This window comes from Mycobacterium sp. HUMS_12744610 (assembly GCF_041206865.1).
GTDB classification, from domain to species: domain Bacteria; phylum Actinomycetota; class Actinomycetes; order Mycobacteriales; family Mycobacteriaceae; genus Mycobacterium; species Mycobacterium servetii.
In genome coordinates this window covers 5,799,548-5,817,694 of record NZ_JBGEDP010000001.1, presented here as the reverse complement: position 1 = coordinate 5,817,694, position 18,147 = coordinate 5,799,548, and the positions used below count along the sequence as shown (strand labels likewise).

Here is an 18,147-nt window from a genome sequence, read left to right as displayed (position 1 = left end):
TGAGTTCACTGCGCACCCACGACGACACGTGGGACATCAAGACCAGCGTCGGCTCCACCGCGGTGATGGTGGCCGCCGCCCGGGCCGTCGAGACCGAGCGGCCCGACGCGCTGATCCGCGACCCCTACGCCAAGTTGCTGGTCGGCAACTCCGGCGCGAACGTGCTCTGGGAAAAGATGCTCGACCCGGCCATCGTGGCCAAGGTCGAGGCGATCGACGCCGACTCCGCGGCCCACCTGCACCACATGCGCAGCTACCAGGCGGTGCGCACACACTTCTTCGACGCGTTCTTCAACGACGCGATGGCCGCCGGCATCCGGCAGGTGGTCATCCTGGCGTCGGGGCTGGACTCGCGCGCCTACCGGCTGGACTGGCCGGCCGGGACGACGGTCTACGAGATCGACCAGCCGCAAGTGCTGGACTTCAAGTCCGCGACGCTGGCCGAGAACGGTGTCACGCCGACGGCCGACCGCCGCGAGGTGGCCATCGACCTGCGCCAGGACTGGCCGGCCGCGCTGCGCGCGGCGGGCTTCGACCTGGCGGCGCCGACCGCGTGGCTAGCCGAGGGGCTGCTGATGTACCTGCCCGCCGACGCCCAAGACCGGTTGTTCGCCCAGATCAGCGAGCTCAGCGCGCCCGGCAGCCGGGTGTCCGCCGAGACCGCGCCCGCCCACGCCGAGGAGCGGCGCCAGAAGATGCGGGAGCGGTTCAAGAAGGTGGCCGACGAGATCGGCCTGGAAGAGACCATCGACGTCGGGGAACTGATGTACCGCGACGACGACCGCGCCCACGTGGCCGACTGGCTCAACGACCACGGCTGGCGGGCCCAGTCGCAGGCCGCCACCGACGAGATGCGCCGCCTGAACCGCTGGATCGAGGGCGTGCCGTTCGCCGACGACAAGGGCGCGTTCTCCGACTTCGTGACCGCCGAGCGTCTGTAGCCGGCCGGCGCTTCGGATCCTTCCTACTGCTCTCCCAACCGGATGGTTAGGATCGCGGTTATCACCGATTGAGCGGCCCGCCCACCCTGGCGGCGCCTTCGCTCAGGAAGGACAACGATGACCACCGAATCGGTTGCGCCGAAGTCACCCGCATCCACGAACGGAGACCCGGGCTCCGCGCCGGTCGGCGTCGCCGCGACGGTGGACCGGCTGCGCAAGACCTTCGCCACCGGGCGCACCCGCGACATCGAGTGGCGCCAGCGTCAGCTGGTGCAGCTGCAGAAGCTGATGGAGGAGAACGAGGCCGCGCTGGCCGCCGCGCTCGCCGAGGATCTGGACCGCAACAAGTTCGAGGCCTACATCGCCGATATCGCGACGACCGCGGGCGAGGCCAAGTTCGCGGCCAAGAACCTGCGGAAGTGGACGCGCCGCAAATACGTGCTGCTCGAGGTGCCGCAGCTGCCGGGCCGCGGCTGGATCGAATACGAGCCGTTCGGGACCGTGCTGATCATCGGGGCCTGGAACTACCCGTTCTACCTGACGCTGGGCCCCGCGGTCGGGGCGATCGCGGCGGGCAACACCGTCATCCTCAAGCCGTCCGAGCTGGCGCCCGCGTCCTCGCATCTGATGGCCGAGCTGGTGCCGCGCTACCTGGACCGCGATGCGGTCGCGGTCGTGGAGGGCGACGGCTCGGTGAGTCAGGAGCTGATCGCCCAGGGCCTGGACCGGGTGATGTTCACCGGCGGTACCGAGATCGGCCGCAAGGTCTACGAGGGGGCTGCACCCCACCTGACCCCGGTCACCCTGGAGCTCGGCGGCAAGAGCCCGGTGATCGTGGCCGCCGACGCCGACATCGACGTCGCGGCCAAGCGGATCGCCTGGATGAAGCTGCTCAACGCCGGGCAGACCTGCGTGGCGCCCGACTATGTGCTGGCCGACGTCAAGATCCGTGACGAGCTGGTCGACAAGATCGGCGCGGCCATCACGAAGTTCCGGTCCCAGGACCGGGCGGGGATGCGCATCGTCAACCGGCGCCAGTTCGACCGGCTCAAGGGCTACCTGTCCGGCAAGGACGGCAGGGTCACCGTCGGCGGCGACTGCGACGAGTCGACCCTGCGCATCCAGCCGACGGTGGTGGTCGACCCCGATCTGGACGGGCCGCTGATGTGCAACGAGATCTTCGGGCCGATCCTGCCGGTCGTCACCGTTCAGAACCTGGACGACGCAATACGTTTCGTCAACGCGCGGCCCAAACCGCTGGCCGCCTACCTGTTCACCAAGTCGCGGGCGACCCGGGAGCGGGTGATCAAGGAGGTGCCGGCGGGTGGCATGCTCGTCAACCACCTGGCCTTCCAGGTGTCTACGGCCAAGCTGCCGTTCGGCGGGGTCGGCACGTCGGGGATGGGCGCCTACCACGGCAAATTCGGGTTCGAGGAGTTCAGCCACCGCAAGTCGGTGCTGACCAAGCCGACCCGGCCCGACATGTCGAGCTTCATCTACCCGCCCTACAGCAACTGGGCCTTCAAACTGGCCCGAAAGCTGTTCTGAGACCGACGTTCTAGTCCGTACCAACCCCTCGAAAGGAACCTGATGCCAGGAGTGCAGGATCGCGTCATCGTCGTCACCGGAGCGGGCGGAGGCCTCGGGCGCGAGTACGCGCTCACCCTCGCCAAGGAGGGGGCCAGCGTCGTCGTGAACGACCTCGGCGGTGCGCGCGACGGCACGGGTGCCGGCCACAGCATGGCCGACCAGGTCGTCAACGAGATCCGCGAGGCGGGGGGCCGGGCGGCGGCCAACTACGACAGCGTCGCCGACCCCGCGGGCGCGGCCAATATCATCAAGACCGCGATCGACGAGTTCGGTGCCGTGCACGGGGTGGTGAGCAACGCCGGGATCCTGCGCGACGGCACGTTCCACAAGATGACGTTCGAGAACTGGGACGCCGTGCTGAAGGTGCACCTCTACGGCGGGTACAACGTGCTGCGCGCCGCGTGGCCGCACTTCCGTGAGCAGAGCTATGGGCGCGTGGTCGTCGCCACCTCCACCAGTGGGCTGTTCGGCAATTTCGGTCAGACCAACTACGGCGCGGCCAAGCTCGGCCTGGTCGGCATGATCAACACGCTGGCCCAGGAAGGGGCCAAGTACAACATCCGCACCAACGCCGTCGCCCCGATCGCGGCCACCCGCATGACCGAGGACATCATGCCCAAGGAGGTGCTGGAGAAGCTCACCCCGGAGTACGTGGCGCCGGTGGTGGCCTACCTGTGCACCGAGGAATGCGCCGACACCGCATCGGTTTTCATCGTCGGTGGCGGCAAGGTGCAGCGGGTGGCGCTGTTCGGCAACGAGGGCGCCAACTTCGACAAGCCGCCGTCGGTGCAGGACATCGCCGCGCACTGGGGTGAGATCACCGACCTGTCGGCGGCCAAAAAGGCGGAATTCAAGCTGTAGGTCCAAGGCGATGAAAGCCTGCGTCGTCCAGCGCCTGTCGGGCCCGGCCGGTATCGCCTACACCGACATCGACGACCTCGCCGAGGATCCCGGCCACGTCATCGTCGACGTGCGGGCCGCCGGGGTGTGCTTTCCGGACCTGCTGCTGAGCAAGGGCGAGTACCAGCTGAAGCTGCCGCCGCCGTTCGTACCCGGCATGGAGGCCGCCGGGGTGGTGCACTCGGCGCCGGCGGGCTCGGGCTTCAAAGTGGGCGAACGGGTTTCGGCGTTCGGCATCCTAGGTGCCTACGCCGAACAGGTCGCCGTGCCGGTGCCCAACGTCATGCGCAGCCCCGCCGAGCTCGACGACGCCGAGGCGGTGTCGCTGTTGGTGAACTACAACACCATGTATTTCGCCCTGGCCCGCCGGGCGGCGATGCGTCCGGGTGACACGGTGCTGGTGCTCGGCGCGGCCGGTGGGGTGGGGACCGCGGCGATCCAGGTGGCCCGGGCGATGGGCGCGAAGAAGGTGCTGGCCGTGTTGCACCGCACGGCGGCCACCGACTACGTCTCCTCGCTGGGCGCCGACCTGGTGCTGCCGCTGTCCGGCGACTGGGCTGACGAGGTGCGCAAGTACACCGGCGGCCGCGGCGTGGACATCGTCGTGGATCCCATCGGCGGTCCGGCGTTCGACGACGCGGTGCGCGTGCTGGCCATCGACGGCAAGCTGCTGGTCATCGGGTTCGCCGCGGGCAGCATCCCGACCGTCAAGGTGAACCGGCTGCTGCTGCGCAACGTCAGCGTGGTGGGGGTGGCGTGGGGCGAGTACCTCAACAAGGTGCCCGGCTCGGCGGCGTTGTTCTCCTGGGGGCTGGGGCAGCTGGTCTACCTGGGCCTGAAACCGCCTCCCCCGCAACGGTATCCGTTGTCGGAGGCGCAGGCGGCGCTGCAGTGCCTGGCCGACGGCGGGGTGCTGGGCAAGCTGGTGCTCGAGCCGTAGGCGCCCCGCGTCAGGACGCGAGGCCGGTGAAGTAACCGGCGATCGACTGGCCGCGGACAACAGCACCCGGACTTCCAGTCCGCCCAGGAAGGCCGCCAGTCCGATGTCGGCGGCGATCGCATAGCCGACGGCGAAGGCGCCGACGCCCTGCCGGGTCCCGACTGCCAGGTCGGCCAGCACGGTCTGCGGGTGCACCGGCGGCAGCAGCCCGAAGGGCGTGGGCACGTTGGCCGGCGAGGTCGAGTAGCCGTAGGCGGGGTCGCCGTAGCCCAGGTTGACGAGCACCTCGAGGTCCGGCTGCAGCAGGTCCGCCGGCGGGTTGCCCACCACCGGTATCGCCCGGAGTGGTTCCAGCAGCGGCAGATTCGGGGTGGGAAGTCGGCGGCGCCGTCGTACTCGAAGGTGTAGATGGTGGTCGGGAAGGAGTTCGCCGGCGTCGACCCGTAGAACGTCAGCCCCAGGCTCGGGAAGCTCAGCGGCGCAAGGCGTTCCCAGAGCCCGCCGTTGGGATTCAACCGCGGTCACGCTCGAACCGCGACCCGACCCCGACCCGCGTTCGCAGCCTTCGGTCACCAAAATCTCCGACGAGCGGTTCAGCTGCTGGCGGATCAAGCTCGAGTATCCCGAGGCGGCGAAGCTCGACGCCGCACTGGCCGCCCATCGGGAGGCGCTGATCACCGAGTGGAAACGCGACCGCGACACCGGAAAAACACGCCCGAGGGCCGCCCGCCGATGCCGGGCACCCTGGAGGCGTTTCTGTGTCTGGTGGAGACCGGCTGGGATGTCGAGGCGGCCCGGCGCCCGCACGGGCAGCACACCACCGTGGTCGTCCACGTCGACGTGGAAAAGCGGGTGGCCGGGCTGCACCTGGGCCCAGCGCTGACCGAGGCCGTAAGCCAATACCTGAGGGGTGATGCCACGTGTGAGGTGTGGTTCGAACGTGCCGGGGAGGTCATCGGCGCGGGCCGAACGACCCGCACCATCAGCGCGCGGCCGCGCCGCGCCCTGGAACACTGCCGCCCCGGCTGCGCGGTCCCGGGCTGTGGGCCCACCCGCGGCTGCACGCCAACCACCTCTGGCACTGGGAAGACGGCGGCCCACTGACCTGACCAGGGTGAGATTGCTTGGTCGCTTCCGCGTCGTGGACACCGACAAATGGACTGGTAGAAACCGCGGTGATGATGTGAGGTGTTGTTTGCGATACCGGAGGTGACTCGCCTGAGTGAGACCAATCTGCGGTTACAAGCGCAAGACTTCAGCAGATCCCTGAGCATCGGACCCGCGCTATCCAGCAACGGTCAGGCCGCGGTGTGACCACCGTGGTCAAGCTTTTCGGCGATCCAGACCTTGATCAGTGATTGACGGGTGACTCCGAGCCGAGTGGCTTCGCGGTCGAGTTCGGCGATCATCCAGACCGGAAAGTCGACGTTCACACGCCGGTGCTCCTCTCCGGGTCGCCGTGCCCGTGCGACATCGAGGGCGGTCGCCATGTCCTGGCCATCGTCGAAGCGCTCGTCGAACTCGCTAGCTTTCATAAATCGCTACCTCTCCTTCCCGTGAACGGCGCACGGAAATGATTCGGACGTAGTCGTCTCGGTAGGTCACGACGGCTGACCAGCATCGGCCATCAATTTGGCCTATCACCATCCACCTGGGCTCATCCGTCGTGCGTGCCGGCACCTCGATGCGGTGCGGATCCCGCCAGATGGACTGCGCCGCATCGAAGTCAATGCCATGCTTGCTCAGGTTTGCCGCGCTTTTGGCAGGATCAAACTCGAACTCAGGCATGTATAAAAATCATACCGTAATCGCTCTCAAGCTCGGGCATGTGCTCGGCCCAAACCGCAGGGGCACCGGCCGTGAACCCGACGGACACGCAGCCTCTTGTCCGCGATGATCGAAATGCAAGGCAACCTGATTGGAGGACGACCGCTTCCGTAGACAGTCATCGAAGTGGAATGACTGTCTACAAGGAGAAAACTGTTATGGGTTCGACGCGGCGGAAGTTCACCCCTGAGTTTAAGGCCGAGGCCGTAGAGTTGGTGATCAAGTCGGGCAAGCCGATAGCCGAAGTTGCCCGGGATCTCGGAATCGGTGACGGAACATTGGGGAACTGGGTGAAGGCGGCGAAGAAACGCGGCGAGTTCAAGGAAAAGCCACTCGAGATCGACGAGCGTGCACGACTGAAGGAATTGGAAGAGGAAAACCGTCGTTTGAAGATGGAACGGGAAATCCTAAAAAAAGCGGCGGCGTGGTTTGCGAAGGACAGCATGTGAAGTTCTCTTTCATCCGCGACTTGGATGAGGAAGAACGACGCAAACCACGCAAAGCTAGGATTCCCGCTTCCTTGATGTGTGAGGTGCTCGATGTGTCCCGCAGCGGTTTCTATGCGTGGCTGAAACGCGACCGGTCGGATCGAGAAAAAGAAGACGCGGAATTGACCGATATGATCAAAAAGATCCACGAGGATTACCGGGGCCGCCTGGGTGTCGATCGGCTCGTCGCCGAGCTGGCCAAGCTGGGCCGGCGCCATTCACCCAGGCGGGTCCGCCGCCTCGCCCGCGCCGCTGGCCTGACCTGCGTGCATCCGCGTCCGTACCGGGCCACCACGATCCAGGACGAGGCCAACAGCGATGGTCTGGTCGACCTCGTCGGGCGCGAGTTCGTGCCAGACGGGCCGAACCAATTGTGGTTCACCGACATTACGTACATTCGGACATGGGGTGGCTGGGCGTATTTGGCCGCGATTATCGACGGCTATTCACAAAAGATCGTCGGTTGGTCGGTGGATAATCATATGCGCACGACGTTGGTCACCGACGCGTTGAGGATGGCGATTGAGCGACAGCGGCCAGGAATCGGGGATGTCGTGATCCATTCCGATCGCGGCTGTCAATTCACGAGTATCGACTTCCACACTCTCGCGTCGGCGAACGGCATCATTCCATCGGTCGGCCACATCGGTTAATGTTATGACAATGCCATGGCAGAATCGTTCAACGCGACCATCAAGAAGAAACCCATCCATTTGCACACCTGGCCGACTCTACGCGCGGTGAGACAGGCGGTCTTCGAATATATCGAGGTCTACTACAATCGAAAGCGCCCGCACAGCAATATCGGAAATGCAACCCCCTGTGAAATGGAGCACAATTCACTCAAACAATTGCCGATGAAATGGCTGCGACAGCATAATTCAAGTGTCTACGAAAGTAGGGGGTAGTCCAGTGGGTCACCGATTTCAAGGGCGTGGTGTCCAGATGGCATGCCCTATGGGGGCGCAATCACTGCGCCCGATCAAGATCGAGCGCCCTATGACGGATCGCCACACCGCCCTGCCGGCATCTCCAACACCTGGATCGAGGCCGGAGGTGCGCGATGCCCTTGCTGGCTTATGACACAACCCAATCGAGGTCGAACGCGTTACCGATGGCGTCTGCCAGGGCTGGCTCCTGCGACGCGAGAAAATACCCGATTTGACGACCAAGTTCAGACACCGGGATCGTTTGGACGTTGTCGCAACTGACGACAGACGGTTGATTCAGCCCGTTCACCGTGCCTACTGGGACTTCGGTGGCCAACCCTCGGACGGTTGTCGTGATTGGGGCGACGGTGACGTTGGTGAGATGCGGACGCACGACCTCGCGGGTGAGAATCAGGACGGGTCGAGCTTTGTCAAGCCGGGCGATGTGGATGGGTCGCATCAGTCGACGTCGAGGGAAGTACGAGCAGCGTGGCCGGCCAGCGCATCCAAATCACTCGACGCTGACATGTTGGCCGCGAGGATTTCCGCGTCGCGTTCGGCGAGACGACGACGGCGTTCCCGTTCCAGCGCCCGGAGCACGACAGCCGCACGGCTGCGGGCATGTTGTCCCCGGACTTCGTCATCGATGAAGGCGATGATCTCGTCGGGTAAGCGGACTGCAATTTGTATGCTCACTTCATGGATGGTACCAGTTTGGTATGCACGTCAGGAGTCAAACGGGCTCGGGCCGCAACCTGAACGAAGCAGGTAGTTTAACGACTTGTCAGCAAACTCGTGCTGCTCTGCCCGTACCACCTCCGGCTGCACCGCCGTGGCGAGATAGCCAGCACCGGATCCGCCGACGCGCTCGCCGTCACCGACAGCGACGGGCAAGAGCTGCGCCCGGGCTCACCGTTGCCCCGCCCGCCGTGGCGCCCTATCCCGGGCCCAGCGGCGAACGCGCCGACTGGTGGTGGCACGACCCCTTCCAATCCCAGGCACCACCCACACCGAACTTGCTTCGGCGTCGAAGCTGAAAAAGCTTAAGGTCCAAAGGATCTGGAACGGCCCGGCTACGGCGATGGGTGCGGCGTCCCGGTCAGGATGGTGTCGAGCGCGCTGGCGAGGGTGAGGAACTCGACACCGCCGGCGAGCGTGCCCAGGCCGACATCGGCGGCGATGGGCTGGCCGATCGCGTTGGCGAGGCCCTGGAGTGGCTGGCCGTTGATCGCCTGCGTGATCCCGTTGAGGAACAGGTTGGCGTCGTAGGACGGCAGCGTGACGACCAGGGCCGTCGCGATGTCGGCGGTCGGCAGCAGCGTCGCGTAGGCGGTCGAGACGTCGGCGGCGAGGGCGTTCGCGAATCCGGTGTTGGCGTTTTCTAGGCCCGAGATCGCGCCGTCGAGCGCCGACGTCAGCGAGATGCCCGTCGGCGCGGCCGGCGGTGCGCCGCCCAGGCTCGCCAGCGCCGGCGCCGACAGGCTCAGCGACGGCAGCCCCTGCGCGCTCAAATCGCTTCCGGCGGCCAGGATTCCCTGGTAGGCGCCGCTGAGCAGGTCGGGGCCCAGGGCCAGGGTGGCGTTGAGCGGCGGTAACACCCCGAACGGCGTGGTGACGTTGGCGTAGCCGGTCGAGTAGCCGTAGTTGGGGTCGCCGTAGCCCCAGTTGACCAGATACCTCAAATCCGGTTGCAGCAGGTCGGCCAGCGGGTTGCCGATCCCCGGGATCAAGCGCAGCGGCTCCAGCAGCGGCAGGTTCTGGGTGGGGATCATGTAGTAGTGCGAGCCGCCGTCGTAGCCCGGTGACACCGGAAGGGTGATGGCCTGCGAGATCTGGCTCGCCGGGATCGTCAGATACGTGCCGTGCACGAACGCGATGCCCGCGAAGGCGTTGAGGTCGGCCAGGATGTCGATCGGGTACTGCGGGAAGTCGGCGAAGCCGTCGTATTCCAGCGTGTAGTTGTAGATCGAGTACCCGGTGTTGGAGGCCATCCCGCCATAGAAGGGGATGCCGAGACTGGGCAGGTCGAGGCCGGGAAAGCGGGCGAGCATGCCGCCGTTGGGGGTCATCTCGTTGCCGACGAGCACGAAGCTCACATTGGACGTCGGCACATGGGCGGCAACGAGATTCGGCAGCTCCAGCGCGGCCAGGATGGCGCCCTGCGAGTAGCCGAAGACGGTGACGGGCTGGGTCGGCGCGTTGGGCCCGGTGAGCGCGTTGTTGAGGATCGTCAGGCCCCGGTCCACCGAGATGTTCAGGGTCAGGTCCTTGATCCCGGTGATCGGGTAGAGGCCCTCGGGGGTGAACAGGCCCTGGATGTTGCTCGTGGTGAAGTTGCGGGAGACGTAGTTGCCGTACGCGGTGGCGATGTACTTGGCGTCGGGGATCGGGACGCCGCTGGCGCCCAGGATCAGCGCCGTCTGCACCGGTGTGGTGCTGGCGAGCTGCGTCGCGCCCGCGGTGCCGGCCGCCGTGGCGCCGCCGGTGAGCGCCGCGAATTGGGCCTGGGCCGTCGCGCCGAACGACCCGAGGGTGCTGGTCGCAGCGGATTCGGTTGCCGCGTAGGCGGTTGCGGTGCCGGTCAGCGCCCGGGCGAACTCGTCGTGGAAACTCTGGGCCTGCCGCAGCAGCGCCTGGTATTCCTGGCCGAACGCACTGAACAGGTTCGCGGTGGCCGCGGACACCTCGTCGGCGGCCGCGGCCTGCAGGCCGGTCGTCCACCCGGCCGTTTCGGCGTTGGCGGCGCCGATCGCCGATCCGATCCCGGAGACGTCGGCGACCGCCGTCGCGATCGTCTGCGGCTGCGCTAAGACAAACGGCATCGGGTCACCCTTCTACGACCGGACGGCTGCCGGCGGTTGAATTTTTCGGGGCGGGACTTATCAGTACGGACCGGGGTTCGGCGTCCCGAGCAGGATCGTCTGCAAGGCATTCTCGAAGTTGATCAGCTCGAAACCGCCTGCCAGCGTGACCAGTCCGGTGTCGGCGGCGATCGGGTCGCCGATCGCGTTGACCAGGCCCATCGGGTTGCCGTTGATGGCTTGCGAGATCCCGTTGAGGAACAGGTTGAGGTCGTAGGACGGCAGGGACACCACCACGGCTGTGGCGATGTCGGCTGTCGGGAGCAGGGTGGCGTAGGCGGTGGAGAAGTCGGTGGTGAAGCCCCCCACGATGGCGTTGTTGGCGTTCTCGATGCCGCCGATGAGGTTGGTGAGCGTGGCCGGGATGGAGGACACGCTGGGCAGCGCCAGCGCGGTCGTCCCCGACGACGCGCCCCCGGCCAGCGTGCCCGCGATGTCCGGCACCGACAGGTTGGGCAGCGCCATCGCGGGCAGCGACGTGGGCAGCATGGCCGAGATGTCGGCCCCGAACGCGCCCATGCCCTGCTGGGCGCCGCTGACCAGCAGCGGCCCCAGGGCGGTGGTCGCGCTCAGCGGTGGCAGGAACCCGAACGGTGTCTGCACGTTGGCCAGGCCCGTCGAGTAACCGTACTCAGGGTTGCCGTAGCCCCAGTTGATCAGGTAGCGCAGGTCGGGCTGGACCAGGTCGGCCAGCGGGTTGCCGATCACCGGGATCGCGCGCAGCGGGTCCAGCAGCGGCAGGTTCTGGGTGGGGATCATGACGTAGTTGGTCAGGCTGCTGCCGCCGGGGGTGTTCAGCTGCGCGGAGCCCGGCAGCAGGAAGCCCGACGCGATCTGGGTCGCCGAGAGGGTCGGGTAGGTGCCGTGCACGAAGACGATGCCGGCCAGCGCGTTGAGGTCGGCGAGGAAGTCGATCGGGTACTGCGGGAAGTCGGCGAACCCGTCGTATTCCAGCGAGTAGATGGTGGTGTTGAACAGGTCGCTGGGCGTCGAGTTGCCGAACGTGATCCCCAGGCTCGGCAGGCTCAGGTCGGGGAAGCGGGCGAGCAGTCCGCCGTTGGGGGCGCTCGGGTCCCCCAGCAGGGTGAAGTTGAGCTGGCTGGACGTGTAGCCCATGTCGCGCAGGATAGGCATCGCCATCGACGCGAGGGTCGAACTCTGCGAGTACCCCAGAATCGACAAGGCGCTGTTGGTGTTAGAAACGGGGAGTGCCGCTTTGATGGCGTTATCCAACTGGGTGATGCCGCGGGCCAGTGAGATGTTCAGCGTTAGGTCCTTGACCCCAGTGAACGGATACAACCCCTCAGGCGTGGACACGGGCTGGTTGCTGACGTAGCCGGTGAATTCGGTCAGGTAGCGGTCGGCGACGTTGTTCATGTAGGTCAGTGACGGGGTCGCCGTGCCGCTGCCGGTCATGATCAACTGGCCGATGACGGAGATGCTGTTCGGGGTAGGCGTATAGGGCGTGCCGAACGACGAGGTGGCGGTCGCCGCGGAGCTGAGGCCCAGCGTGCCGGCGATACTCGCCTCGGCCTGCGCGTAAACGTTTCCCGCGCCGCTCAGCGCCGCCACGAACTGCTCGTGGAACGCGCTCGCCTGCGTCATCATCGCCTGGTACTGCTCGCCGTAGGAGCCGAAAAGCGCTGCGGTGGCGGCGGAAACCTCGTCTTCGGCGGCCGCGACAAGCCCGGTCGTCTGGGCCGCGGCCGCGGCGCGGGCCTGTTCGATGGCCGCACCGATTCCCGCCGCGTCGGACGCGGCCGTCGCCATCAACTGGGGCTGCACAAGCATGCTCGTCATCGGGCATTCCCTTCACGACCAGGATTTTTTTAGTTGCGTCGCCGGCGGCGCTCACGACGCCGGTCGCCCGGTCGGCGCATCACTCGGCACGGTCAGCCTAGAGCCACGAGCATCTCTTTGTGCGGCTTTTGCACAGGAATTTTCCGGCCGCTGCGCCGGCCGCGAGAACCGTTGCGGGGCGGGGCTTCCGGCGCCGGTCAGCCGAACAGCGCGGTGCGCAACCGGTCCACGTCGGGCGCGGTGATGCCCGCGTCGTGCAGGTACGCCTGCAGCGACCCGAACTCGCCGTCGATGGTCTGCCACGCGGCGGCCAGGTACTCCTCCCGCACGCCCAGCACCCCGTCCGACAGCCGGGCCTCGGCGAAGGTCTCCACCTCCGGGGTGACCTCGGCCTCGGCCCGCTGGCGGATCATCTCCGAGATCTCGGCCCGAAGCTGGGGGATGGCGTCGTTGCTGCGCAGGAAATCCGCGACGATGACGTCGCGGTCGACGCCGAGCGCCGCCAGCACCGTCGCCACCACGAAGCCGGTGCGGTCCTTGCCCGCGAAACAATGCGTGAGCACCGGGCGGCCGGCGGCCAGCAGGGTGACGACGCGGTGCAGCGCGCGCTGGGTCCCGTTGCGCGTGGGGAACTGGCGGTACTCGTCGATCATGTAGCGGGCCGCGGCCTCGTCGACCGACAGGCCCGTCTCGCGTTCCAGCAGACGCTGGAACGCGTGCTCGTGCGGCGCCTGCCCGGCGGAGCCGTTGGCGGGGTCGTCATCGGCGAGGTCGGGGACCGGCAGCAGGTGGATGTCGACGCCGTCGGGCACCCGGCCCGGTCCACGGCGGGCCACCTCCCGCGCCGAACGCAGGTCGGCGACGTCGGTGATCCCCAGCCGTCGGATCGTGGCGCGGCCCTCGTCGTCGAGCCGGCTGAGCTCGCCGGAGCGGAACAGCCGCCCGGGCCGCAGCGCGGACACGGCGTCGGAGACGTCGCGAAAGTTCCACGCCCCCGACAGTTCCCGGGGCGCCTCAGCCACGCGATGTGACCGCCGTGGCGAGCGGGGACTTCGCCGCACCCAGTTCGGCGCGCGCGATGGTCCGCATGTGCACCTCGTCGGGCCCGTCGAACAGGCGCATGGCGCGGTGCCAGCCGTACGAACGGGCCAGCACCGTGTCCTCGCTGACGCCGGCGGCGCCGTGCACCTGGATGGCGCGGTCGATCACATTGCAGGCCACCTGCGGGGCCACCGCCTTGATCTGCGAGACCAGCGTGTGCGCGGCCTTGTTGCCGTGCTGGTCGATCGTCCACGCCGCCTTCTCGCACAGCAGCCGGGCCTGGTCGATCTCGTTGCGCGACTTGGCGACGGCCTCGCGCACCACGCCCTGCTCGGCCAGCGGGCGGCCGAACGCCACCCGGTTCTGCACCCGGTCGACCATGAGGGCCAGCGCCCGCTCGGCGCCGCCGAGTGCGCGCATGCAGTGGTGGATGCGGCCCGGCCCCAGCCGGGCCTGGGCGATCGCGAAGCCGCCGCCCTCCTCGCCGAGCAGGTTGGTGACGGGCACCCGGACGTTGTCGTAGACGATCTCGCAGTGCCCGGGCTGGTCCTGGTAACCGAAGACCGTCGTCGAGCGGACCACGGTCACCCCCGGCGTGTCGATCGGCACCAGCACCATCGACTGCTGCTGGTGGCTCGCCGCGTCGGGGTTGGTGCGGCCCATGACGATGAGGATCTTGCAGCGCGGGTCCGAGGCCCCCGACGTCCACCACTTGCGGCCGTTGATGACGTAGTCGCCGCCGTCGCGCACGATGGAGGTCTCGATGTTGCGGGCGTCGCTGCTGGCGACCGCCGGCTCGGTCATCGAGAAGGCGCTGCGGATCTCGCCGGCCAGCAGCGGCTCCAGCCACTGCTTGCGCTGCTCCTCGGTGGCGAACAGGTGCAGCGTCTCCATGTTGCCGGTGTCGGGTGCCGCGCAGTTGAGCGCCTCGGGCGCGAGCTCCAGGCTCCAGCCGGTGAGCTCGGCCAGCGGCGCGTACTCCAGGTTGGTCAGGCCCGACTCGGCGGGCAGGAACAGGTTCCACAGGCCGCGCTCTTTGGCCTTGGCCTTGAGTTCCTCGACGACCGGTGGGACGGTGTGGTCGTCGGGGCCGGCCGCCAGGCGGTATTCGTCGTAGGCGGCCTCGGCCGGGAAGACATGCTCGGTCATGAACTCGGTCAACCGCTGGTGGTAGTCGCTTGCTTTGGCCGACATCGCGAAGTCCATGCCGTCACGATAGGGCACCCGCGGGGGCGCACGATATTGCCATGACCGAGACGCTGCCACCGTTCCCCCCGTTCACCCGCGAGACCGCGATGCAGAAGGTGCAGGCCGCCGAGGACGCCTGGAACACCTGCGACCCCGAGTGCGTCAGCCGCGCCTACACGCCGGACTCGCGGTGGCGCAACCGCGGCGAGTACGTCGTCGGCCGCGCCGACATCGTGGCGTTCCTGACGCGCAAGTGGCAGCGCGAACTCGACTACGCGCTGCGCAAGAGCCTGTGGGATTTCCACGACAACCGCATCGCGGTGCGGTTCCAGTACGAATGCCGTGACCGCGACGGCCAGTGGTACCGCAGCTACGGCAACGAACTGTGGGAATTCGGCCCGTCGGGGCTGATGGCGCGGCGCGAGGCCAGCATCAACGACGTGCCGATCGGCGAGTCCGAGCGGCGCTGGTTCGGGCCGCGCCCGGCCGCCGAACACGGCCAGGACATCCCCATGTGGTGACGGTGCGGGCTGGTGGACACGCGTTGTCGCAACACAACGCCGTCTTGTGGCCCCACAACACAGCGTTAGCTACCGAATCGCCGCCCGATGGCGAAGCATCGTCGGAGACAGCCGATCGGTTGCCGGGTTAGTCTGTCCGGCTGATTACGGGTCGGTGGTGAATGCGGCGCGCGTTATGGTAGCCAAGCGCGCGGCCGAGCCGGCGCCATATCCATCGGTGGAACCATCCACCGGCAGAAAGCACGGGAAAGTAGATGTACGCGTCATGACAGATTCGCAGGCAGCGCCGATCAGGGTCGGTGTGGTCGCCGAGTCCGGGGCCGGCGAGCGCAGGGTCGCGCTGGTCCCCAAGGCGGTCGCGCCGCTGGTGAAAAGCGGTGTCAACGTCGTCGTCGAATCCGGCGCCGGCGAGAAGGCACTGCTGCCCGACGCCCTCTACACCGAGGCCGGGGCGAGCATCGGCGACGCGTGGGCCGCCGACGTCGTGGTCAAGGTGGCCCCGCCGACCGCCGCCGAGGTCGCCAAGCTGCGCAGCGGCCAGACGCTGATCGGCTTCCTGGCGCCCCGCAACGCCGACAACTCGATCGGCGCGCTGAAGAGCGCCGGGGTGCAGGCCTACGCGCTGGAGGCCATCCCGCGCATCTCGCGCGCCCAGGCGATGGACGCGCTGTCCTCGCAGGCCAACGTGTCCGGCTACAAGGCCGTGCTGGTCGCGGCCTGGGAGTCGACCCGGTTCTTCCCGATGCTGACCACGGCCGCGGGCACCGTGAAGCCGGCCACCGTGCTGGTGCTCGGGGTCGGCGTGGCCGGGCTGCAGGCGCTGGCGACCGCCAAGCGTCTGGGCGCGCGCACCACCGGGTACGACGTCCGCCCCGAGGTGGCCGACCAGGTGCGCTCCGTGGGCGCCCAGTGGCTCGACCTCGGCATCGACGCGGCCGGGGAGGGCGGCTACGCCCGCGAGCTCACCGAGGAGGAACGCGCCCAGCAGCAGAAGGCCCTCGAAGAGGCCATCACCGGCTTCGACGTCGTGATCACCACCGCCCTGGTCCCGGGCCGGCCCGCGCCGCGGCTGGTGACCGCCGCGGCCGTGCAGGGCATGAAGCCGGGCAGCGTCGTGGTGGACCTGGCCGGGGAGACCGGCGGCAACTGCGAGCTGACCGAGCCCGGACAGACCGTCGTCAAGCACGACGTCACCATCGCCGCGCCGCTGAACCTGCCGGCCACCATGCCCGAGCACGCCAGCGAGCTGTACAGCAAGAACATCACCGCACTGCTGGACCTGCTGGTCAAAGACGGCAAGCTGGCCCCCGACTTCGGCGACGAGATCGTCGCGGCGGCCTGCGTGACCCGCACCGGAGAGGACTCCTGATGTACGACGAGCTGTTGCAGAACCTGGCGATCCTGGTGTTGTCCGGCTTCGTCGGGTTCGCGGTGATCTCCAAGGTCCCCAACACGCTGCACACGCCGCTGATGTCGGGGACCAACGCCATCCACGGGATCGTGGTGCTGGGCGCGCTGGTGGTGTTCGGCAAGGTCGAGCACCCGTCGATCGCCCTGCAGGTGATCCTGTTCGTGGCGGTGGTTTTCGGGACGCTGAACGTCATCGGCGGCTTCATCGTCACCGACCGGATGCTGGGCATGTTCAAGGGCAAGAAGAAGCCCGCCCCGGCTAAAACTGAGGAGCCTGCGGGCAAATGAACTACCTGATCACCGTCCTTTACATCGTCTCGTTCTCGCTGTTCATCTATGGCTTGATGGGCCTGACCGGCCCCAAGACCGCGGTGCGCGGCAACCTGATCGCGGCGGTCGGCATGACCCTCGCGGTGGCGGCGACGCTGGTCATGATCCGCGGCACCACGCAGTGGCCGCTGATCATCGCCGGCCTGGTCGTCGGTGTGGTGCTCGGCGTGCCGCCGGCGCGGCTGACCAAGATGACGGCGATGCCGCAGCTGGTGGCGTTCTTCAACGGCGTCGGCGGTGGCACCGTCGCGCTGATCGCGCTGTCGGAGTTCATGGAGACCCGCGGCTTCTCGGCGTTCCAGCACGGTGAGTCGCCGACGGTGCACATCGTGGTGGCCTCGCTGTTCGCCGCGATCATCGGCTCGATCTCCTTCTGGGGCTCGATCATCGCGTTCGGCAAGCTGCAGGAGATCATCTCCGGCAAGCCGATCGGCTTCGGCCGGATCCAGCAGCCGATCAACCTGCTGCTGCTGTCCGCGGCCGTGGCCGCCGCGGTGGTCATCGGCCTGCACGCCCATCCCGGCAGCGGCGGTGTGTCGCTGTGGTGGATGATCGGCCTGCTGGCCGCCGCCGGGGTGCTGGGCCTGATGGTGGTGCTGCCCATCGGTGGCGCCGACATGCCGGTGGTCATCTCCCTGCTGAACGCCATGACCGGCCTGTCGGCCGCCGCGGCGGGGCTGGCGCTGAACAACACCGCGATGATCGTGGCCGGCATGATCGTCGGCGCGTCCGGTTCGATCCTGACCAACCTGATGGCCAAGGCGATGAACCGCTCCATTCCCGCGATCGTGGCGGGCGGGTTCGGCGGCGGCGGGGTGGCCCCCGGCGGCGGCGACGCCGGCGACAAGGTCGTCAAGGCCACCTCGGCGGCCGACGCGGCGATCCAGATGGCCTACGCCAACCAGGTGATCGTGGTGCCGGGCTACGGCCTGGCCGTGGCGCAGGCCCAGCACGCGGTCAAGGACATGGCGGCGCTGCTGGAAGACAAGGGTGTGACGGTCAAGTACGCCATCCACCCGGTGGCCGGCCGCATGCCCGGGCACATGAACGTGCTGTTGGCCGAGGCCGAGGTCGACTACGACGCGATGAAGGACATGGACGACATCAACGACGAGTTCGCCCGCACCGACGTCGCGATCGTCATCGGGGCCAACGACGTCACCAACCCGGCGGCCCGCAACGATCAGTCCAGCCCGATCTACGGCATGCCGATCCTCAACGTGGACAAGGCCAAGTCGGTGATCGTGCTGAAGCGGTCGATGAACTCCGGTTTCGCGGGCATCGACAATCCGCTGTTCTACGGCGAGGGAACGACCATGCTGTTCGGCGACGCGAAGAAGTCGGTGACCGAGGTCGCCGAGGAACTCAAGGCGCTGTAAAG

General features: G+C 67.5%; 19 protein-coding genes and 3 pseudogenes. 13 read left to right on the top strand and 9 right to left on the bottom strand.

All coding sequences use genetic code 11. The features are described from left to right. The first annotated feature begins 8 nt into the window (after positions 1-8). The 4 genes from AB8998_RS28245 to AB8998_RS28230 all read left to right on the top strand — a co-directional run bounded on the left by AB8998_RS28245 (position 9) and on the right by AB8998_RS28230 (position 4,371). Positions 9-941, top strand: a complete 933-nt coding sequence (locus tag AB8998_RS28245; protein WP_369741804.1) for a class I SAM-dependent methyltransferase — start codon at positions 9-11, stop codon at positions 939-941. Between the two features lie 117 nt (positions 942-1,058). Then, positions 1,059-2,489: an aldehyde dehydrogenase family protein gene (locus AB8998_RS28240; RefSeq protein ID WP_369741193.1), complete on the top strand. Its 1,431-nt coding sequence runs from the start codon at positions 1,059-1,061 to the stop codon at positions 2,487-2,489. A 42-nt stretch (positions 2,490-2,531) separates the two neighbouring features. Further along, positions 2,532-3,392 (top strand): SDR family oxidoreductase, encoded by an 861-nt coding sequence (locus AB8998_RS28235; protein ID WP_369741192.1) that lies wholly within the window; start codon positions 2,532-2,534, stop codon positions 3,390-3,392. Between the two features lie 10 nt (positions 3,393-3,402). Further along, positions 3,403-4,371: an NADPH:quinone oxidoreductase family protein gene (locus tag AB8998_RS28230; protein WP_369741191.1), complete on the top strand. Its 969-nt coding sequence runs from the start codon at positions 3,403-3,405 to the stop codon at positions 4,369-4,371. A 129-nt stretch (positions 4,372-4,500) separates the two neighbouring features. Here AB8998_RS28230 and AB8998_RS28225 read toward each other — a convergent pair. Further along, a pseudogene (locus tag AB8998_RS28225) lies at positions 4,501-4,886 on the bottom strand (PE-PPE domain-containing protein); the annotation flags it as partial. On the opposite strand from AB8998_RS28225, the pseudogene AB8998_RS28220 reads away from it, so the two are divergent. Beyond that, positions 4,886-5,468, top strand: a pseudogene (locus AB8998_RS28220) (DUF222 domain-containing protein); the annotation flags it as partial. The pseudogenes AB8998_RS28225 and AB8998_RS28220 sit on opposite strands and share 1 nt — an antisense overlap. A 201-nt stretch (positions 5,469-5,669) precedes the next feature. On the opposite strand, the gene brnA reads toward AB8998_RS28220, so the two are convergent. Both brnA and AB8998_RS28210 read right to left on the bottom strand, forming a co-directional pair. Next, positions 5,670-5,906 carry a type II toxin-antitoxin system BrnA family antitoxin gene (gene brnA, locus AB8998_RS28215; protein WP_369741190.1) on the bottom strand — a complete coding sequence of 79 codons (237 nt, stop codon included), beginning with the start codon at positions 5,904-5,906 and terminating at the stop codon, positions 5,670-5,672. After that, complete coding sequence (locus AB8998_RS28210; protein WP_369741189.1) at positions 5,896-6,159, bottom strand: BrnT family toxin; 264 nt, start codon at positions 6,157-6,159, stop codon at positions 5,896-5,898. Before AB8998_RS28210 ends, brnA begins: the two co-directional genes overlap by 11 nt. A gap of 197 nt (positions 6,160-6,356) precedes the next feature. Between AB8998_RS28210 and AB8998_RS28205 the strand changes: the two genes are divergently transcribed. From AB8998_RS28205 to AB8998_RS28195, 3 genes are read left to right on the top strand one after another with little or no spacing between them, the layout of a single operon-like run. Further along, the gene (locus AB8998_RS28205) at positions 6,357-6,647 is read left to right on the top strand and encodes a transposase (RefSeq protein WP_475582084.1); all 291 of its coding nucleotides are present in this window, start codon (positions 6,357-6,359) and stop codon (positions 6,645-6,647) included. Beyond that, positions 6,644-7,339: an IS3 family transposase gene (locus tag AB8998_RS28200; RefSeq protein ID WP_369741187.1), complete on the top strand. Its 696-nt coding sequence runs from the start codon at positions 6,644-6,646 to the stop codon at positions 7,337-7,339. Before AB8998_RS28205 ends, AB8998_RS28200 begins: the two co-directional genes overlap by 4 nt. Before the next feature lie 15 nt (positions 7,340-7,354). Further along, complete coding sequence (locus AB8998_RS28195) at positions 7,355-7,594, top strand: integrase core domain-containing protein (protein WP_420492648.1); 240 nt, start codon at positions 7,355-7,357, stop codon at positions 7,592-7,594. Between the two features lie 169 nt (positions 7,595-7,763). Here AB8998_RS28195 and AB8998_RS28190 read toward each other — a convergent pair whose 3' ends face one another. After that, complete coding sequence (locus AB8998_RS28190; RefSeq protein ID WP_369741186.1) at positions 7,764-8,075, bottom strand: type II toxin-antitoxin system PemK/MazF family toxin; 312 nt, start codon at positions 8,073-8,075, stop codon at positions 7,764-7,766. Further along, on the bottom strand, positions 8,075-8,311 hold the full coding sequence (locus AB8998_RS28185) for a YlcI/YnfO family protein (RefSeq protein ID WP_369741185.1): 237 nt from the start codon (positions 8,309-8,311) through the stop codon (positions 8,075-8,077). The genes AB8998_RS28190 and AB8998_RS28185 overlap by 1 nt, the downstream gene beginning before the upstream one ends. 87 nt (positions 8,312-8,398) lie before the next feature. Between AB8998_RS28185 and AB8998_RS28180 the strand changes: the two are divergent. After that, positions 8,399-8,652, top strand: a pseudogene (locus tag AB8998_RS28180) (hypothetical protein); the annotation flags it as partial. A gap of 36 nt (positions 8,653-8,688) precedes the next feature. On the opposite strand, the gene AB8998_RS28175 reads toward AB8998_RS28180, so the two are convergent. The 4 genes from AB8998_RS28175 to AB8998_RS28160 all read right to left on the bottom strand — a co-directional run bounded on the left by AB8998_RS28175 (position 8,689) and on the right by AB8998_RS28160 (position 14,511). Continuing rightward, positions 8,689-10,437 carry a PE family protein gene (locus AB8998_RS28175; protein WP_369741184.1) on the bottom strand — a complete coding sequence of 583 codons (1,749 nt, stop codon included), beginning with the start codon at positions 10,435-10,437 and terminating at the stop codon, positions 8,689-8,691. 60 nt (positions 10,438-10,497) lie between these two features. Beyond that, positions 10,498-12,276, bottom strand: a complete 1,779-nt coding sequence (locus tag AB8998_RS28170) for a PE family protein (RefSeq protein WP_369741183.1) — start codon at positions 12,274-12,276, stop codon at positions 10,498-10,500. Between the two features lie 197 nt (positions 12,277-12,473). Next, positions 12,474-13,298 (bottom strand): tyrosine-protein phosphatase, encoded by an 825-nt coding sequence (locus AB8998_RS28165; RefSeq protein WP_369741182.1) that lies wholly within the window; start codon positions 13,296-13,298, stop codon positions 12,474-12,476. Then, positions 13,291-14,511, bottom strand: a complete 1,221-nt coding sequence (locus AB8998_RS28160) for an acyl-CoA dehydrogenase family protein (protein WP_369741803.1) — start codon at positions 14,509-14,511, stop codon at positions 13,291-13,293. Before AB8998_RS28160 ends, AB8998_RS28165 begins: the two co-directional genes overlap by 8 nt. A 53-nt stretch (positions 14,512-14,564) precedes the next feature. Here AB8998_RS28160 and AB8998_RS28155 point away from each other — a divergent pair, with 53 nt between their 5' ends. The 4 genes from AB8998_RS28155 (at position 14,565) to AB8998_RS28140 (ending at position 18,145) form a co-directional block, all read left to right on the top strand. Beyond that, positions 14,565-15,026 carry a DUF1348 family protein gene (locus AB8998_RS28155; RefSeq protein WP_369741181.1) on the top strand — a complete coding sequence of 154 codons (462 nt, stop codon included), beginning with the start codon at positions 14,565-14,567 and terminating at the stop codon, positions 15,024-15,026. Between the two features lie 265 nt (positions 15,027-15,291). Next, on the top strand, positions 15,292-16,395 hold the full coding sequence (locus AB8998_RS28150; protein ID WP_369741180.1) for a Re/Si-specific NAD(P)(+) transhydrogenase subunit alpha: 1,104 nt from the start codon (positions 15,292-15,294) through the stop codon (positions 16,393-16,395). Continuing rightward, positions 16,395-16,724 (top strand): NAD(P) transhydrogenase subunit alpha part 2, encoded by a 330-nt coding sequence (locus tag AB8998_RS28145; protein ID WP_369741179.1) that lies wholly within the window; start codon positions 16,395-16,397, stop codon positions 16,722-16,724. The genes AB8998_RS28150 and AB8998_RS28145 overlap by 1 nt, the downstream gene beginning before the upstream one ends. Next, positions 16,721-18,145 carry an NAD(P)(+) transhydrogenase (Re/Si-specific) subunit beta gene (locus AB8998_RS28140; RefSeq protein WP_369741178.1) on the top strand — a complete coding sequence of 475 codons (1,425 nt, stop codon included), beginning with the start codon at positions 16,721-16,723 and terminating at the stop codon, positions 18,143-18,145. The genes AB8998_RS28145 and AB8998_RS28140 overlap by 4 nt, the downstream gene beginning before the upstream one ends. Positions 18,146-18,147: the final 2 nt, after the last annotated feature.

Bases quoted from the DNA above. Each gene is read 5' to 3' on its own strand.
- AB8998_RS28240 (WP_369741193.1), top strand. From the start codon at position 1,059: ATGACCACCGAATCGGTTGCGCCGAAGTCACCCGCATCCACGAACGGA.
- AB8998_RS28145 (WP_369741179.1), top strand. From the start codon at position 16,395: ATGTACGACGAGCTGTTGCAGAACCTGGCGATCCTGGTGTTGTCCGGC.
- AB8998_RS28205 (WP_475582084.1), top strand. From the start codon at position 6,357: ATGGGTTCGACGCGGCGGAAGTTCACCCCTGAGTTTAAGGCCGAGGCC.
- AB8998_RS28160 (WP_369741803.1), bottom strand. From the start codon at position 14,511: ATGTCGGCCAAAGCAAGCGACTACCACCAGCGGTTGACCGAGTTCATG.
- AB8998_RS28230 (WP_369741191.1), top strand. From the start codon at position 3,403: ATGAAAGCCTGCGTCGTCCAGCGCCTGTCGGGCCCGGCCGGTATCGCC.
- AB8998_RS28155 (WP_369741181.1), top strand. From the start codon at position 14,565: ATGACCGAGACGCTGCCACCGTTCCCCCCGTTCACCCGCGAGACCGCG.
- AB8998_RS28210 (WP_369741189.1), bottom strand. From the start codon at position 6,159: ATGCCTGAGTTCGAGTTTGATCCTGCCAAAAGCGCGGCAAACCTGAGC.
- AB8998_RS28235 (WP_369741192.1), top strand. From the start codon at position 2,532: ATGCCAGGAGTGCAGGATCGCGTCATCGTCGTCACCGGAGCGGGCGGA.
- AB8998_RS28190 (WP_369741186.1), bottom strand. From the start codon at position 8,075: ATGCGACCCATCCACATCGCCCGGCTTGACAAAGCTCGACCCGTCCTG.
- AB8998_RS28175 (WP_369741184.1), bottom strand. From the start codon at position 10,437: ATGCCGTTTGTCTTAGCGCAGCCGCAGACGATCGCGACGGCGGTCGCC.
- brnA (WP_369741190.1), bottom strand. From the start codon at position 5,906: ATGAAAGCTAGCGAGTTCGACGAGCGCTTCGACGATGGCCAGGACATG.
- AB8998_RS28170 (WP_369741183.1), bottom strand. From the start codon at position 12,276: ATGACGAGCATGCTTGTGCAGCCCCAGTTGATGGCGACGGCCGCGTCC.
- AB8998_RS28140 (WP_369741178.1), top strand. From the start codon at position 16,721: ATGAACTACCTGATCACCGTCCTTTACATCGTCTCGTTCTCGCTGTTC.
- AB8998_RS28150 (WP_369741180.1), top strand. From the start codon at position 15,292: ATGACAGATTCGCAGGCAGCGCCGATCAGGGTCGGTGTGGTCGCCGAG.
- AB8998_RS28195 (WP_420492648.1), top strand. From the start codon at position 7,355: ATGGCAGAATCGTTCAACGCGACCATCAAGAAGAAACCCATCCATTTG.